Annotated in this window: 10 protein-coding genes; 6 read left to right on the forward strand and 4 right to left on the reverse strand. The window is 49.4% G+C overall.

Going from position 1 to position 14867, the window contains the following annotated elements; translation table 11 throughout:
• Nucleotides 1–111: 111 nt before the first annotated feature.
• The 5 genes from NQF89_RS04360 to NQF89_RS04380 all read left to right on the forward strand — a co-directional run bounded on the left by NQF89_RS04360 (nucleotide 112) and on the right by NQF89_RS04380 (nucleotide 6609).
• A complete protein-coding gene (locus NQF89_RS04360) occupies nucleotides 112–912 on the forward strand; it encodes a DUF2076 domain-containing protein (RefSeq protein WP_155579144.1) in 801 nt (266 codons plus the stop codon).
• Between the two features lie 59 nt (nucleotides 913–971).
• Nucleotides 972–2582: an FAD-dependent oxidoreductase gene (locus NQF89_RS04365; protein WP_155579145.1), complete on the forward strand. Its 1611-nt coding sequence runs from the start codon at nucleotides 972–974 to the stop codon at nucleotides 2580–2582.
• Between the two features lie 149 nt (nucleotides 2583–2731).
• Complete coding sequence (locus NQF89_RS04370; protein ID WP_266137600.1) at nucleotides 2732–3682, forward strand: GNAT family N-acetyltransferase; 951 nt, start codon at nucleotides 2732–2734, stop codon at nucleotides 3680–3682.
• Between the two features lie 153 nt (nucleotides 3683–3835).
• Nucleotides 3836–5656, forward strand: a complete 1821-nt coding sequence (gene aspS / locus NQF89_RS04375; RefSeq protein ID WP_266137601.1) for an aspartate--tRNA ligase — start codon at nucleotides 3836–3838, stop codon at nucleotides 5654–5656.
• 137 nt (nucleotides 5657–5793) lie between these two features.
• Complete coding sequence (locus NQF89_RS04380; protein ID WP_266137602.1) at nucleotides 5794–6609, forward strand: nucleotidyltransferase domain-containing protein; 816 nt, start codon at nucleotides 5794–5796, stop codon at nucleotides 6607–6609.
• Here the strand turns inward: NQF89_RS04380 and NQF89_RS04385 are convergent.
• The 4 genes from NQF89_RS04385 to NQF89_RS04400 form a co-directional block, all read right to left on the reverse strand.
• Nucleotides 6606–9272: a hypothetical protein gene (locus NQF89_RS04385; RefSeq protein WP_266137603.1), complete on the reverse strand. Its 2667-nt coding sequence runs from the start codon at nucleotides 9270–9272 to the stop codon at nucleotides 6606–6608. The two genes, NQF89_RS04380 and NQF89_RS04385, sit on opposite strands and share 4 nt — an antisense overlap.
• Nucleotides 9272–12220 carry a hypothetical protein gene (locus tag NQF89_RS04390; RefSeq protein ID WP_266137604.1) on the reverse strand — a complete coding sequence of 983 codons (2949 nt, stop codon included), beginning with the start codon at nucleotides 12218–12220 and terminating at the stop codon, nucleotides 9272–9274. The genes NQF89_RS04385 and NQF89_RS04390 overlap by 1 nt, the downstream gene beginning before the upstream one ends.
• Nucleotides 12221–12372: 152 nt before the next feature.
• A complete protein-coding gene (xth, locus tag NQF89_RS04395) occupies nucleotides 12373–13164 on the reverse strand; it encodes an exodeoxyribonuclease III (RefSeq protein ID WP_266137605.1) in 792 nt (263 codons plus the stop codon).
• A 26-nt stretch (nucleotides 13165–13190) separates the two neighbouring features.
• A complete protein-coding gene (locus NQF89_RS04400) occupies nucleotides 13191–13526 on the reverse strand; it encodes a HesB/IscA family protein (RefSeq protein ID WP_099026155.1) in 336 nt (111 codons plus the stop codon).
• Nucleotides 13527–13680: 154 nt separating this feature from the next.
• On the opposite strand from NQF89_RS04400, the gene NQF89_RS04405 reads away from it, so the two are divergent.
• On the forward strand, nucleotides 13681–14850 hold the full coding sequence (locus NQF89_RS04405) for a deoxyguanosinetriphosphate triphosphohydrolase (RefSeq protein WP_155572903.1): 1170 nt from the start codon (nucleotides 13681–13683) through the stop codon (nucleotides 14848–14850).
• Nucleotides 14851–14867 lie beyond the last annotated feature (17 nt).

A 14867-nucleotide genomic window follows, 5' to 3' on the forward strand; every position in this document is an offset into this window, starting at 1 on the left:
TGAGGGGAGGAGGGGCCTTGCAGGGGTGGGGAACAGTATCCTATCTTATGGGGCAATAAGGGCGGTCTTCCTAGCCGCTATAGCCCTTGCCTGATGAAGGATAGCTTATTCATGAATTCGGAAGAACGTGATCTCATAAGCCGCTTTGTTGCTCGTGTTGGGGGCGGGGTAGGGCTGCCAAATGGTCAAGGGCCAGCTAGCTTGCCCCCTATTGACCCAGAGGCGGACCGCTATATTGCTGAGACCTTTCAGCGTTACCCAGAGGCGCGCTACCGCATCACGCAGCTTGCTGTTGTGCAGGAGGCGGCATTAGCCCAAGCACAAGCGCGTATTCGTGAGCTTGAGATGCAGCTCCAGCAAGCACGAGGGGAGATAGCGTTATTGCAGCAGCAAACGGCCTCGCAATCGAGTACGCAAGGGGGGCAGTCTGGTGGATTCTTCTCCGGGTTGTTTGGCCGTGGTCCTGCTACGCCGCCGCCGCGTGGGGCAGCGTTGCCACCGGGTTGGGGCCCAGCCTCTGGGGCGGCTGCGCCGGAAATGGGGCGGGCTTATGCCCCACCGCCGGGCTATCAGCCGGGGATGTTTGCACGCTCTGGTTCGGGCTTTTTAGGTTCGGCTTTGACAACAGCAGCCGGTGTCGCTGGTGGTATGATGGCAGCACATGCGTTGGAGGGGCTGTTCTCTGGTGAGCATGGGGCCCATGAGGGTGCCGCCGGGACGGGGGCCGATTTTGGTAATGAGACAACCATCGTCAATAATTATTATGGCGATGGTGCGAATGGGGATTTTAACGGCCCACAAGGGACAGATCCTTTTGGTGGTAGTGGGACAGATGCTGGGGGCTTTGGCGCACAAGATTTCGGCCCACAAGATTTTTCTGATGATAATGCGGACCGGGACGATTTCTTCTAAGCTTCTTTATCAATAGAGGGCGATAGTAGCGTTGCGGTATGAAAAGGGATTAGGGCGCGATGGTGGAGAAAGCTCCTCAAGTGGTTCAGGAAGCAGGAACGCGAGGGGCTGGTTCTCCTGTGCCGGACCAAACCCTTTATGATGTCGCCGCGATAGAGGATGTGCGTGAAGGAGACATCCTGCCCATTACGCTACAAGAGCAGTCTATTGCGCTTGTGCGGATGGGGGATGATATCCACGCTATCGGGCGGCGATGCCCGCATAAGGGTGCGACATTTCGCGGAGACTTGGCTTGTCGTAGCTCTGTGCATGGGGATGTGGTTGTTTGCCCATGGCATAAAGCTGTCTTTGGGGTACGAGATGGTAAGCTGAAAGAGCCTATCGCTTTTTCACATTTGCCGGTTTACCCGGTCCGGCAGGTGGAGGGGCGTGTTCTTGTAGGGGCGCACCCGATGTCTCGCAAACCGGTTGAACAGAGCGGAGAGGAGGAGAGGGTCCTCATCGTAGGGGCTGGGGCAGCTGCGGCGAGTGCGATTTATACATTGCGGGAAGAAGGTTTTGCAGGGCGCATTACCTTGATTGGGGATGAGGGTTTTTTGCCCTATGAACGTCCGGCTTTGAGCAAAGGGGTCTTCCTCGGTGGGGGGGAGAAAGTTCAACCCTCCCCTCTTTTGAGCGAAGCTTTTTATGCACGGCATGAAATTGCCCGTATGCGGGGCAAGGTCGTTGCGCTGGATTGTGAGAAAAAGGAAGTCCTTTTAGAGGAAGGCAAGCGGTATAGTGCTGACCACATCCTTATCACCACAGGGGGGCGGCCCATTTTGCCGCCATTACCGGGGATAGAGCTTGAGGGGGTGATGTCCCTCCATACGGTACGGGATGCGTGGAAGATTGCCGAGGAGATTACGGGAGACCAAGCCGTTATCCTCATAGGCTGTGGGCTTACAACGTTAGAGACAGCTTCTGCTCTGCGGCAAAAAGGGGCTGGGGTGACCATCATTGCAACAGAGCGTCCTTTCCCTATGGAGGGGCAATGGGGGCGCGAAGTTGGGCAGATTCTACGCCGTCTGCATGAGGATAATGGCGTTGCCTTTGTGACAGATACCGCCGTTGTGGGCATCCACGGGACAGAGCGCGTCACGGGGGTGGAGCTGGGTGATGGTATGGTGCTTAATTGCACGCATGTGCTTGTATCCGTTGGGAATAAGCCATCACGGGATTTTTTGCCCTCTCATATTGAGGATGAGGGCGTGGTAGGGGGTATTATCGTAGATGATACTATGCAGGTACGCCCCGGTATTTATGCGGCTGGGGATGTGGCTGCGTTCCGGCGGAATGGAGCATTATGTCGGATTGAGCATTGGCGTCCTGCCCAATGTGAGGGCCGTGCAGCAGCACGGAGTATTTTAGGCCTCCCGCCCCAGCCTATGCCTGTTCCGTGGTATTGGACGCAGCAATTTGGCAAAAAGCTGGAATATTTAGGTTGGGGTGAGAGCTTTGATCATGTTTTGATTGAGGGTGACCTCGGCGGGTTTGATTTTATGGCCGCTTATATGAAGGGTCAAAAAGTTGTTGCATTAGTCTCCTCAGGCCGTTCTGCAGCGATGGCACGCGCTGCCGTGGATTTTGAAGGATTTGTGGCGCGAGAGGTTAGGACGCGTATTGTATAAACGGCCCTTTAGATAGAGATAGTAGGAGGATGAAAGCCGAGCCGCATAGCCTAAGACTATAAGAAATTAAAATAATTATTAGTATAACTTACTACAATTTAATGTTACAACTCTACCTATCTTTAAACATGATTAATAAAGTGTTTCTTATGGTTGATGCTACTTTAATATCAAAGCCGCTATCTATTTTTCATCAAGATTGGTGGTTGGAGCTAGCAAGCCGTGGGCAATTTTCATCTATCGATATTGAGATGGGTGGGAAAATTGTGTCTCATTTTCCATTCATTGTAAAAAAGAAATTAGGTTCTCCCGTTATAAGGATGCCGAAATATACGCGGATATTAGGCCCGCATTTATCGCTCCCGCCTTCTAAGCCATTTCGACATGAACAAAATATTCGGCACGTTGTTGAAAAAACAATCGCGCGTTTACCCAAGCATGATGGGGTTCAATTTTTTGTAGACCCGGATAATGAGTCCTTACTGGCCTTTCGTCTAGCGGGGTTTAAGGTCATGCATGACTTTACCTTTCGCATTATGCCGGAGAAGCCATTGGAGGCTGTTTGGCATGATTGTGACCATAAAACGCGTAATCTTATTAGGACAGCCGAGAAGAAGCTCTCTGTTCAGCAGGCGGGAGATTGTGAAAGATTTATTGGCCTAGTACAACGAGAATTGCCGCATAATCATCATGATTTCCCCCTGTTAAAGGCGTTGTTTGATGCTGCTTATCAACGTGACCAGGCGATGGCCCTCTATGCTTATGAGCAAGAGAGGCTTGTCTCTGCCGCATTATTAATATGGGACGAGCAGACGCTTTATTTTTGGCAATCGGCACGCTGTCATTGCTCTAGAGTACCGGGCATGACGATGTTGCTTATTTGGGAGGCGATGAAGCAAGCCAAAGAGCGGCATCTGATTTTTGATTTTGACGGTTTTGGCTCTGTTCGTACAGCAAAAATGTTAGCGAGCTTTGGGCAAAAGCCAGTCTCCCGGCCGGAAATCCGCTTCGGTACATGGGCGTATAATATAAAATGTTACATCATTGATACGGTTAAGAAATACATCATCAAGAAACATGGCAATTATGATTTTTATTGAATCTCTTTCTCTACCATAGCAGGAGCAATGACGGATTAAGATTGGCGTTTTTTTAGTTTTTCAGGTAGGAAGCAGCGAGAAGAGGGATGCTGCGTCAGGATGGCGTAAGGCACCTTATGCCGTTAGAGACGATAATAACGAGGTTTGAGATTCATGCACCAGTACCGTACCCATCTTTGCAATGCCCTGCGTGCTGATGATGCAGGCAAGACCGTACGGCTCTCTGGCTGGGTTCATAGCAAGCGGGACCATGGCGGGCTGCTCTTTATCGACCTACGCGATAATTACGGCATGACGCAAATTGTCATCCCTTCTGAGGGGGCATTGCTCGAAAAAGCCGAGCGTTTGCGGGTGGAGAGCGTCATCACCGTCACCGGTGAGGTCGTGGTGCGTGAGGATGGGCAGCGTAACCCCGCCTTGCCAACAGGGGATGTGGAGGTTCGTGCCAGCGAGATTGATGTGCAATCTCGTGCGGAGGTGCTGCCTTTCCAAGTGGCGGGGCAGGAGCATTATCCTGAGGATTTACGCCTGAAATATCGTTATATCGACCTCCGGCGTGAGAAGATGCACCGCAACATCGTCTTGCGGAGCCAGATTATCACCAGCTTGCGCCGCCGTATGGTCGAGCAGGGCTTTACTGAGTTCCAAACCCCTATTCTTACAGCTTCCTCCCCAGAGGGTGCGCGGGACTTCCTCGTGCCAGCACGGTTGCATCCGGGTAAGTTCTATGCGTTGCCGCAGGCTCCGCAGCAATTTAAGCAGTTGGCGATGGTGGCGGGGTTTGACCGCTACTTTCAGATCGCTCCCTGTTTCCGTGATGAGGCTTCCCGTGCGGATCGCAGTCCCGGCGAGTTCTATCAGCTGGATTTTGAAATGTCTTTCGCCACGCAGGAAGATATTTTCGCAGTGCTAGAGCCAGTATTAGCGGGCGTGTTTAATGAGTTTACCCCAGAGGGATGGAAGATTACCGAAGGGGCCTTCCCCCGTATTCCCTATGCGGATGCGATGCGCGATTATGGCTCCGATAAGCCGGATTTGCGTAACCCGTTGATTATTAAGGATGTAACGGAGCAATTTGCAGGCTCTGGCTTTGGGTTATTTGCGCGTATTGCTGCCTCTGGTGGGCAGGTGCGGGCGATCCCGGCGCCGGGTGCGGGCAGCCGTCCTCGTGCCTTCTTCGATAAACTTAATAATTGGGCGCGGGACCAAGGGGCTGGTGGTCTTGGCTATATTATTTTTGATGAAGAAGGCGGGAAAGGCCCAATTGCCAAAAATCTGGAAGCCGAGCGCGTTGCGAAAATCCGTGAGATGTGCGGCTTGAAGGCCGGTGATGCTGTGTTCTTCGTGGCAGGGAAGGGTGATGAGGTCGCCAAATTCTCTGGCGTAGTGCGGACGAAGATCGGGACAGACCTAGAGCTGATTGAGCAAAATGCCTTCCGCTTCTGCTGGGTGGTGGACTTCCCCATGTATGAGCGTAATGAGGAAACAGGAGAGATTGACTTCTCCCACAACCCGTTCTCCATGCCGCAGGGTGGCTTGGAGGCCCTGAATACGCAGGACCCGTTGAGCATCAAGGCTTATCAGTATGATATTGTCTGTAATGGTGTGGAGCTATCCTCCGGGGCGGTGCGTAACCATCTGCCAGAGGTGATGTTACGGGCGTTTGAGATTGCAGGTTATGGCCCTGATGTTGTGGAGGCGCGCTTTGGTGGGATGCTCAATGCCTTCCGCTATGGTGCTCCGCCGCATGGTGGTGCGGCACCGGGTGTGGATCGCATCGTCATGCTGCTCGCTGATGAGCCGAATATTCGTGAGGTCATTCTCTTCCCGCTGAATCAGAGCGGGGAGGATTTAATGATGGAAGCTCCTGCACCGGTCGAGCCAGCCCGCTTGAAGGAGCTTTCCCTCAAGCTGGACTTGCCTAAGCCGAAACCTTCTGCTTCCAGCGGTAACGCGGCGGAAAAGAAGGGCTGAGTTACAGCCTTGAGTGGATGGTTTAGGTGGTGAGATAAAGGCCGGGATGGTAAGTCCATCTCGGCTTTTTTGTAGCGGGGCTATGTCTTCTTGTGATGGTCTGGGCCATTCTGGGGAGGGGAAAGAAGGAGCGGCGCGTGAGTTTTGATGAGATGATGCCGGATTACGTGCCGGAAATTGCTCCAGCGGTGCGGGCGGAGGTCATGGCCAGCTTGCGACAGATTGAGCAGGATCATGATGTGGAGATCCTGTTTGCTGTGGAGAGTGGCAGCCGTGCATGGGGGTTCCCCTCGCCAGATAGTGATTATGATGTGCGCTTTATCTATCGCCATCGGTTGGATTGGTATTTGTCCTTAACGCCAGGCCGGGATGTGATTGAGATGCCTATCTCTGATGATTTGGACGTAAATGGCTGGGATATACGCAAGGCCCTGAATCTATTGATGAAACCTAATCCCACTTTGTTGGAATGGTTAGTCAGCCCGGTGCGTTATGTATGGCAAGCACAAGCTGATGAGCTTGCCGCCTTTGCCCAGCAGATTGAAGCGGGATTAAGCTGCCAACTTCATTATCTAAATCTAGGGCGTAATAGCTGGAAGCGTGCCTTCCAACAGGATGGAACAACACGTTATAAGCGGCTGTTTTACGCGCTACGCCCGGCCATGGCGTTACGCTGGATGCGCCTGCACGGGCAGGGCCAACCTCCGATGAACTTTCAAGCCCTTTGTCAGGGCTGTGACGTGCCACGCTCCGTATTGGGGCCTATCCGGGAGTTGCTGCCTCTTAAATCCAGAAGCCGGGAGCAGCAGAGCGGCCCTTCCATCCCTGCGGTGAATGAGCTTATCGAAGCCGAATTCGCCCATGCCGAGGCCCGCCCCTTCCCCAAACCGAAGCAAGACGTGCAAAAGCAGGCCGAGGCTTTGTTCCGAGCCATGATGAAGGTGCCGTTTTAGGAAAAGCGGTATTGTTGGGCAGTAGCACAAAGTCGTTTGAGTATATCTTCGGCGTTTATGTGGGGTAGCGGTTGTGTTGTCTGAAGCATCGTTAATGCTCTAAAGAGATGGGCATATTCCATCCGGAGGCTTGTGGCGAAAATCCCCGGGTCATCAGACCCAACAACGATATTGGGTAAATGTGTGAGATGGCCATAGCCAAGCCAGTTGGTGATATGATGGTCTGCATAATTTTTATGGATACTAATTCTAATATTGCTGCTTGGTAGTGTTTCGATGGCGATGTGGCGTTCTTGCAGTAAGCTGATAGTGAGTTCCTGTAATGTGGATAATATTTCTGTGGTTAAGATATTATCTTCCTGTCGTATAGGTATTAGTTCTTGAGAACGAGACAGGGGGCCGTAGTCCTGTTTTTTGAGTTTATTTATCTGATGACGTTTTAGATAATGTTGGTATGCAGGGAAGTCATTCATTGCTTTTTTGTGCAGTAACTTTTCTTGGCGGAGATTACTATCAACATCATAATAACGGTCATATTTGATAGCAGGGTCATCATAATGATAATCTTGTACAAGTGGGTCTAGGTAACGTAGTTTCCAGGCACGGTATAATAGATCTGGTGTTAAGGTAGTATCGTTCCAGATATAGCTAGCTAGCCTTTTTATTTCTTCATCTAGAAGGGGAAGTCTATCGAGGAGGAGTGCTTTTTCTTTTAGAGTACCCCAAGCGAATACGAGGTCATCTAATCTGTCTTCGCAGGGTTGGACGATGCGGCCACCAACAGCGTCCCACCAATGCTGGGGATTGAGTCCGGCAGCGGTACCGTGGCCGATGCGACATCCTGAAGAAAGATCTAGAAAAAAGACAGCTTCATTGATTGCCCGGATTCCGGCGGCAAGGTGGCAGAAATCTTCGCCGACATGATACGTCTTGCGTTTAATGCCCTTACGATACATTCGTCGAAAGACAGGAGCAAAGGCCTCAGGGCTAGCGTGACGCTCATTGCTGGCAGCATCTATACCTGAGATAAGGTCGTAGAGACCAGGTGTTTGATCTAATATCTTGAGGAGAGCCCGGGCAGAACGATCCGCATCACAACGGACGTTACTATTTCTGCATAATGTAGGAACCTTTCTTTTGTTTGTAGCCTGCTTTTTTATAAAATGGGCGGTAAGCCCTAACCTTAGACGGCGTTGGGTATGGCGTTCACTTCTTTCCGCTTCAAAGTCTTTAGTTATGTCCAAATAATTTTTGAGAGAAATAGGTGGTTGTGAAGCACCACAGAAGTTCCTTTTGGGATTGTCACGGGATTTACCTTGGGGTGTTTCATTTAAAAAATATGAATAGCCACGTAGAATCTGATAAAGAATATTAGCGTTCTTTTCTGGTGTTACTTTAGGGGCGAAACGCCCTTCTAAGAAGCTGATAGACTTTTGAGTACCACGTTCTATTTGTCGGAAACGCTCTGTATATGTTTTTTCTGTTTCTTCGCGCAGATCATTATTTGTAATATATTGGAATTGGTCAAAACCGTTTTGATTGCTTTGTTGGACAAGAAGACGACAAAATTGGGCACGGACTAATACATAAAAAAAGAAGCAGATGCCCTCAAAAGAGGATGATTCTTTAGAAGTAAGGCGATCTATAATAGATGCCAGCCGTATGGCCTCTCTCGCAGTAATGTGCAGGTTAGAATAGGCAGGGGTACGTATGGCTTTGAGATAGCGGCTTGACCACGCTAAATCCCCCTCAGAGAGAGCCTCTTGTGCGTTAAAAGAGTTATTTTCAGAGGTTTCTAATAGATAGCTTTTAAGAGCCGCCGCATGGATAATTCTATTATGGAGTATTTTTGGGGTTAGGGCGTGTTCTTCTTGTTTTAAGAGACGGGCGACTCCATTGCCGATAGGGGTAGATATGCCGCCCTCAGAGGAGCTGTTATGAGTGAGACCGGCTATGATTTTTTGATGATTTTTCAGCCCATCGACCCATACTTTTTCAGCCTCAGTAGTTCCATTGAGGTGCATGTGTGTTTCTTCTAGCCCTATATCGCGGCACAAATGGTCCATAAAGGGGTTATTATCAATGGGGAGGGTACTATCGCATAGTAAATGCTGTATACGCGTATAATATGTAACACATAAAGAGTTGTAGGACGCACTGCCTTTGGTGGGGGCAGGGCAATGTCTGGTCAGCCATCCTGCTATAATGAGAAGAGGCGGAACGACAAGGATAAGGTCCTGCCATTTTTCGAGCAAATGGGAATGAACCCGTAGCGTTTTATCATGACCTTCGACTAGAAAGACGTCCCCCAGTTTTTGGAGGAGGAAAGGGAGAGAGGAAATAGGGTTGTTGATTTCCTCCTTTTTGAGGGGGAAGGTGCTTTTGCCCAACGCCTCGATAAGCCAAGCGACTTTATTCTCAATGGCTTCATCCGTGAGAGCCGAGTATAATTGTCGAAAGTTCAAGAAGCGGTCTTCTAGGAAGATCCTCTCTATGTCCTTACGTTCATTTTTTTGCTTCCAAAAGGCATTTAGGACCTTGGGACCATAATCCTTGGCGTTGAATTGATTCAGCCGAGTAAGCAAGCTTGTGTGAGAAAAGCTTGCTTTGGCGAGAGCAATAAGGTGGTCTTCTAGAAGAGCATCTCGAGAGTAGTAATCCATTATTTTGAACTAGGATAGTAACGTGGCACTACATTGAGGATTTTGAAGAATCCTATTTGTCCAACGGTATCGCTATTACTTCTTGAATGTATGCGGCCAATTAAAATATTGAAAGAGGGTGGGGTGAGGAAATCATCGATTGAATGCTCCTTTGTTGGAAAATTACTGATGATTAGGGCGTTTTCGGCTGCTTTATATAACGGTGTTCTACTCCTTGTTCGAACGGTTGGTGGTAAAAAAATCCATATGAGCGGGCAGGAGAGGACGGACGCTGCAAGGGGATGAAGAGGGGATTCTTTTGTGGTTCGACTTAGAGCACGAATCAGAGGCTTGTCTGTATGTTTGGGAGCTTCGACACGGTACTGGCTATTGGATGTGGCCGTGATAAGGACATGGAGAATATTTGTGATTTGGCGTTGTAGGATAAGCCCAGTTTGCCAGTTCTCGCGGACTTCCGCGTCCAGGGAGATAAGTTGTGCGTGTATTTGATTCGCTATTTCTCCGAGCATGGTGGGAGAGATATGAAAATCATCTTTTTTCCTTGAACAGTTGAAATATTCTTTCGATGATTCTCGCCACTCTTTTATTTTTTCAACAAAATTGTTAAAGGAAGCGTCATTCCCAGCATTACCTGAAGAGGTATCATCGTCTTTATCGTCCTCATCATCTTCATTAGGGGGGGTAGAGGTAGAATTGGTTATTTCATTATTATCATTGATGGAAAAGGCGGGTACGGTATCTAGACGATTCCTTTTTTTGAACAATTCATTCATGAAGGAATCAGGTGAGAGGTCATTCCTTAAAAGCTCTACGATAGCGGCGAAGAGAGAAAATGCCGAAATAGAATCGTATTCTGCGCCATCAAGGGCGTACCGTTTATAATAAATAAGCTTCAGAATATCGCCGAATTTTCCACTGCGTGCAATGATGTCGCCGATCGTAAACCACGCTATGCCGCGCTCAATGGCTCTGTTGGTAAATGGCTGAGCAGCCGCTTCAACATCAGAGAGCCATTTTCTAGAGAGGTATATTGGCTGCCCATTTTTTTTATTGTTATCTTTAAGCTTAAAGCCGGGGGGTGGATTATCACCATTATTTGGTTTGGTATTATTTGGGCTGTTCCCGGATTCAGTGTTATCTGGCTGGAAATGTCCAATATGAATCTTTCTTAGAGAGGCGTCCTGACCTGAAACAGTAAATCCAAACATCAAGCCTAACGTGCTAAGCCTATCCCTGGGTTTTTTTAAAATGCCGACTGAGCCGAAGCAACTAGCTTTTGTTGTGCCGATAGAGGTTTGTTTGTTAGAAATACTCTCTAGACGACTGATACTACCAATACGAGCGATGATTTCGAAGAGGCTGCTATCCGTGCCTGTATCTGACCAGAGGAAGTCAACCATGGCAGTGCGAACGAGGGGAATTGTATAATCGCCACGCTGCATCATTTGAATGGGGAGATTGACGGTCAAGAGAGTCCTGAAAGCTGCGTAAAGTGATTGGTCCAGCTCTTGCGCAAGGGCTAGGGCAAGGCAGTGTACAATTACTGCTTTTCTCGAATCATTAGGGACCCCAAACAAGCCTAAGCTTGCGGGGGCATCTTGCCCTGCAAGCCAGCGAAACACAGTAAAGCGTGTGTCCTCAGCTGTTGTATAGGCGAGGTGTTGTACGTCTATCCCTGCATGCCGTAGGCGGGCTTCAAATACTTTTTGGACCGCTTGTCGTGCCGTGGTGGTTGTTTCATTGTCTAGGGCATAGAGGTAATCAATAACGATACGTAAATGCTCGCGGGAAATAATATCAAAAAAGGGATGAGGGGTGGTATCGTGTCCATTTAGAAGGAGGCGATTAATATGCTTACTTACCCACTCATCTATCTTGTTTTTATCTTCATCATTTGTGCTGTCGTAAGTATTTTTGATACAAATAATGTCTTTATTACCGTCTCTTGTTTGTTGGATGATACCACTGAGGGGCAGCATAGCAATACGGTTTTGTGGGGGGATAATCTTCAGGAGATATTGTTCCTCAAGTTCCCATACATCTCTGGAAAGGCTAGTGGCGCTGCCGCCCATCAGCTTATTATCGTGATCTAGAATATTTTTTCCCAGCGTATCGTAAATACTGCTACGAACAAGGCGGCCATAGAGATCTAGATCGCCGGAAATAATTAAAACAAGTTGAGGGGTTGTAAGATATTTACGGATGGCCTCGAGAATACTATGGCCATGCTCGAAATTGGTATCTATATCATCAAAAGCGAGGATAAAGACTTTCTTATTTAAAACCTTTAAAGCGTGATGAATGTAATTTTGGAAAGCTTTCTCAAAGAAAGACCCTTTCTTCGCCTTGCGTAGGCCAGTGCTCATAATCCATAGAGGGTCTTCCCAGTTCGCCTCGCCATAAGGCTCAGCCCGACCGATGCCATCAATGAGCGTTAAGCCTTCAGCCATGTCCTCCCGTGCTTTATCAACTTCTTTATATTGGTCAGTCTCTGTATACATAGGGGAGCAGTGACGGTCCAAGATTTTATCAATCATTGCGATTATTACAATGATGATATGTTGTTTCGTCTCAATAAGAGTAGGGTCTATGATAGGTAAAACACAAACCTTCCCAGCTAAGTCATGTGATTTTTTGCTAAGATCATCAGGGAATGTATAAGCTTGCTTTTGCTCATTTGTGAATGCTTCTTTCCCATCAAGTGCATGAAGAGCATTGAGGAGAAATGTGGTTTTCCCACTACCACGGCCGCCCTCAATAAGGATGGCTTGGTGGGTATGATGGTGGGAGAGGGCATCTTGGCTAGGTAGTGAAAAATTTTCAACAGTTTGAAGCTGCATACTGATGAGATGAAAGAGTTTGTTAAAAGCTTCATTTTGAAGGATGTTACTGTGATTATGCCCTTCTTTTGCTTTGTTATGTTCTCTATATAAAATTAATGAGCTCATCTTGAACGTCCCTTCACCATAACATCACGAATATGATGGCTTATTTGGGTGGAGCGAACAAGCGATATTTACTGTCTTGTAATTATTTGTCCATCTTAGCAGGGGGGCGTTTAGAGTATGGCGCCGCCCTCGCTTTTAGAGTGAAAGGTTGTTTATTCATGAGAGGATTGGGCGGTGTCTAATTTTACCACCACCGGTACATGGTCGGAGGGTTTGTCTCGGCCGCGTTCGTCTTTGTCGATGGTGAAGCTGGTGAGGCGGTCGGCAAGGCGGGGGGAGAGGAGGGCGTGATCAATCCGTAAGCCGGAATTACGTTGATATGCCCCTGCCTGATAATCCCAGAATGTATAATGTTGCCCGGTAGGGTGTAGGCAGCGCAGTGCGTCTGTCAGGCCGGACCATAGCAGACGGCGGAAGCCTGCGCGGCTTTCTGGGTGGAGGAGGGCATCATCGGGGGAGAGAGCTTTGGGGGCGTAATCTTCATCCGTTGGGCAGACATTATAATCACCAATAAAGGCGAAGGAGCGTCCCCCTTGCTGCAAAGCACGGGCGCGATGATAAAGGGCGTCAAAGAAGTTTAACTTCTTAGCAAAGCCGGCCTCTCCGCCAGAATTGCCATTGGGGAGGTAGAGATTACCAATGGTCACATCGTCTAGCTCAGCCTCGATGTAACGGGCCTCGTCACTTTCAAAACCGGGGAGGTGGTCGGTCGTGATGGTTAGAGGGGCGCGGCTGATGAGGGCAACTCCGTTATAAGCCTTCTGCCCCGCGACAGCGACATGAAAGCCAGCCTCCTCAAAGAGAGGGGGGAATTGGTGGGCTTCGCATTTAATTTCTTGCAAGCAGAGCAAGGTACAGGCTTCATTGCGGTCCAGCCAGTCTTTTACCAGATGGGCACGGGTGCGGATGGAGTTGATGTTCCAACTGGCAAAGGTCAGGGACATAGGGTGTGAGGTCTCCAAAAAGGGCGTTAGGTGAGGGAGAAACTACTGCCACACCCGCAAGATGAGGCCGCATTGGGGTTTTTAACTGTAAAATGCGCGCCCATGAGTTTATCAACAAAATCTAGCTCTGCCCCTTCGAGGAGGTCTAGGCTTGTAGGGTCAACAAAGACGCGTGCGCCGTCTTTTTCAATTAAATGGTCATCGCTTTCTCGCTCTTGCACAAGCTTAAATTGATATTGGAAGCCATTGCACCCGCCCGCGAGTACGGCAACACGCAGGGCGGTGTTTTCAGGCTGGGGTTGCTGGCTAATAATCTCTGCGATACGGGCCGCTGCCGCGGGGGAAATGCCAAACTCGGCCATGAGATATGCTCCTTATCATCACAAAAACGCTTACCATCGCGGCAGAAATGGTTGCGGAACGGTTGACACTATAAAATTGGACGCCAAGAATCAAAAGCTGAAAGGCTGTGTAGTTATAGCAGCCTACATATGGATATGGGGACAATAGAGCATAATGGCTAGATACGCTGTACAGTTGCAAGGCGCGCGCGGGCGACAATTTGCAGAGGAGGAAAGCTCTACCCGCACCCCGTGGCAGCGTGATCGTGACCGTGTGTTACATTCGGCGGGGTTTCGTCAGCTGCAATATAAGACGCAAGTTTTTTTGAATCATGAAGGTGATTTTTTCCGCACAAGGCTGACCCATTCGCTCGAAGTCGCACAAATCTCCCGCTCTATTGCCCGGACATTAGGGGTGAATGAGGATTTAACAGAGGTTATCGCCCTCGCGCATGACCTTGGCCATACGCCTTTTGGTCATGCTGGGGAGGATGCGTTGCAAGAGGCGATGAAGGATTGGGGTGGGTTTGACCATAACATCCAGTCCTTACGGCAAGTGACGGAGATTGAAGCGCGATATAATGGTTTTGATGGCTTGAATCTGACATGGGAGGCGTTGGAAGGGCTGGCAAAACATCACGGCCCTGTAAAACGACCCTCCCCGTGGCTGGTGAGTTTTGATGACCGTTACCCGTTAGAGTTGGAATGTTATGCCTCTGTAGAAGCGCAGATTGCCGCTATTTGTGATGATGTCGCTTACCATGGGCATGATCTTGATGATGGCTTGCGGGCGGGCTTGCTCAGTTTTGAGGATATTGAATCCGTCCCACTTTTAAAAACCTGCCTTGAGGAAGCGCGTGCGCTGGATTGGTCCGGTCATGGGGCGTTTGACCGTGACCAGCGTATTCGGCATGAGACGGTGCGACGGGTGATTAATCGCTTAGCGAGTGACCTGATTGAACAAAGCCAGAAGAATTTAGCCGCGTTAGACCCGCAAAATGCGGATGAGGTGCGCCATGCAGGCCGGGCGATGGTGGAGTTCTCGCCTGAAATGGCCGAGCGGAATAAGGAGATACGCAAGTTCCTTTATGCGCGGATGTATCGGCATTGGCGTGTACAGCGGATGACCCGTAAAGCGCGTATCGCTTTGGGAGATATTTGCACTATTTTGGGTAATGAGCCGGAGCTACTGCCAACGCCATGGCGGGAGCAAGCTTTGCCAAGCAAGAAAAAAGGGTACGAGGCCGCCTCGCGCCGTGTAGTTGCTGATTATATTGCAGGGATGACGGATCGTTTTGCGATGGAGGAACATCGCCGGCTGATGGATATTTCCGTTTTAGGGTAAGTGCGGTATCAGGGACG

Source organism: Bombella pollinis, from assembly GCF_026385485.1.
Lineage (GTDB): Bacteria > Pseudomonadota > Alphaproteobacteria > Acetobacterales > Acetobacteraceae > Bombella > Bombella pollinis.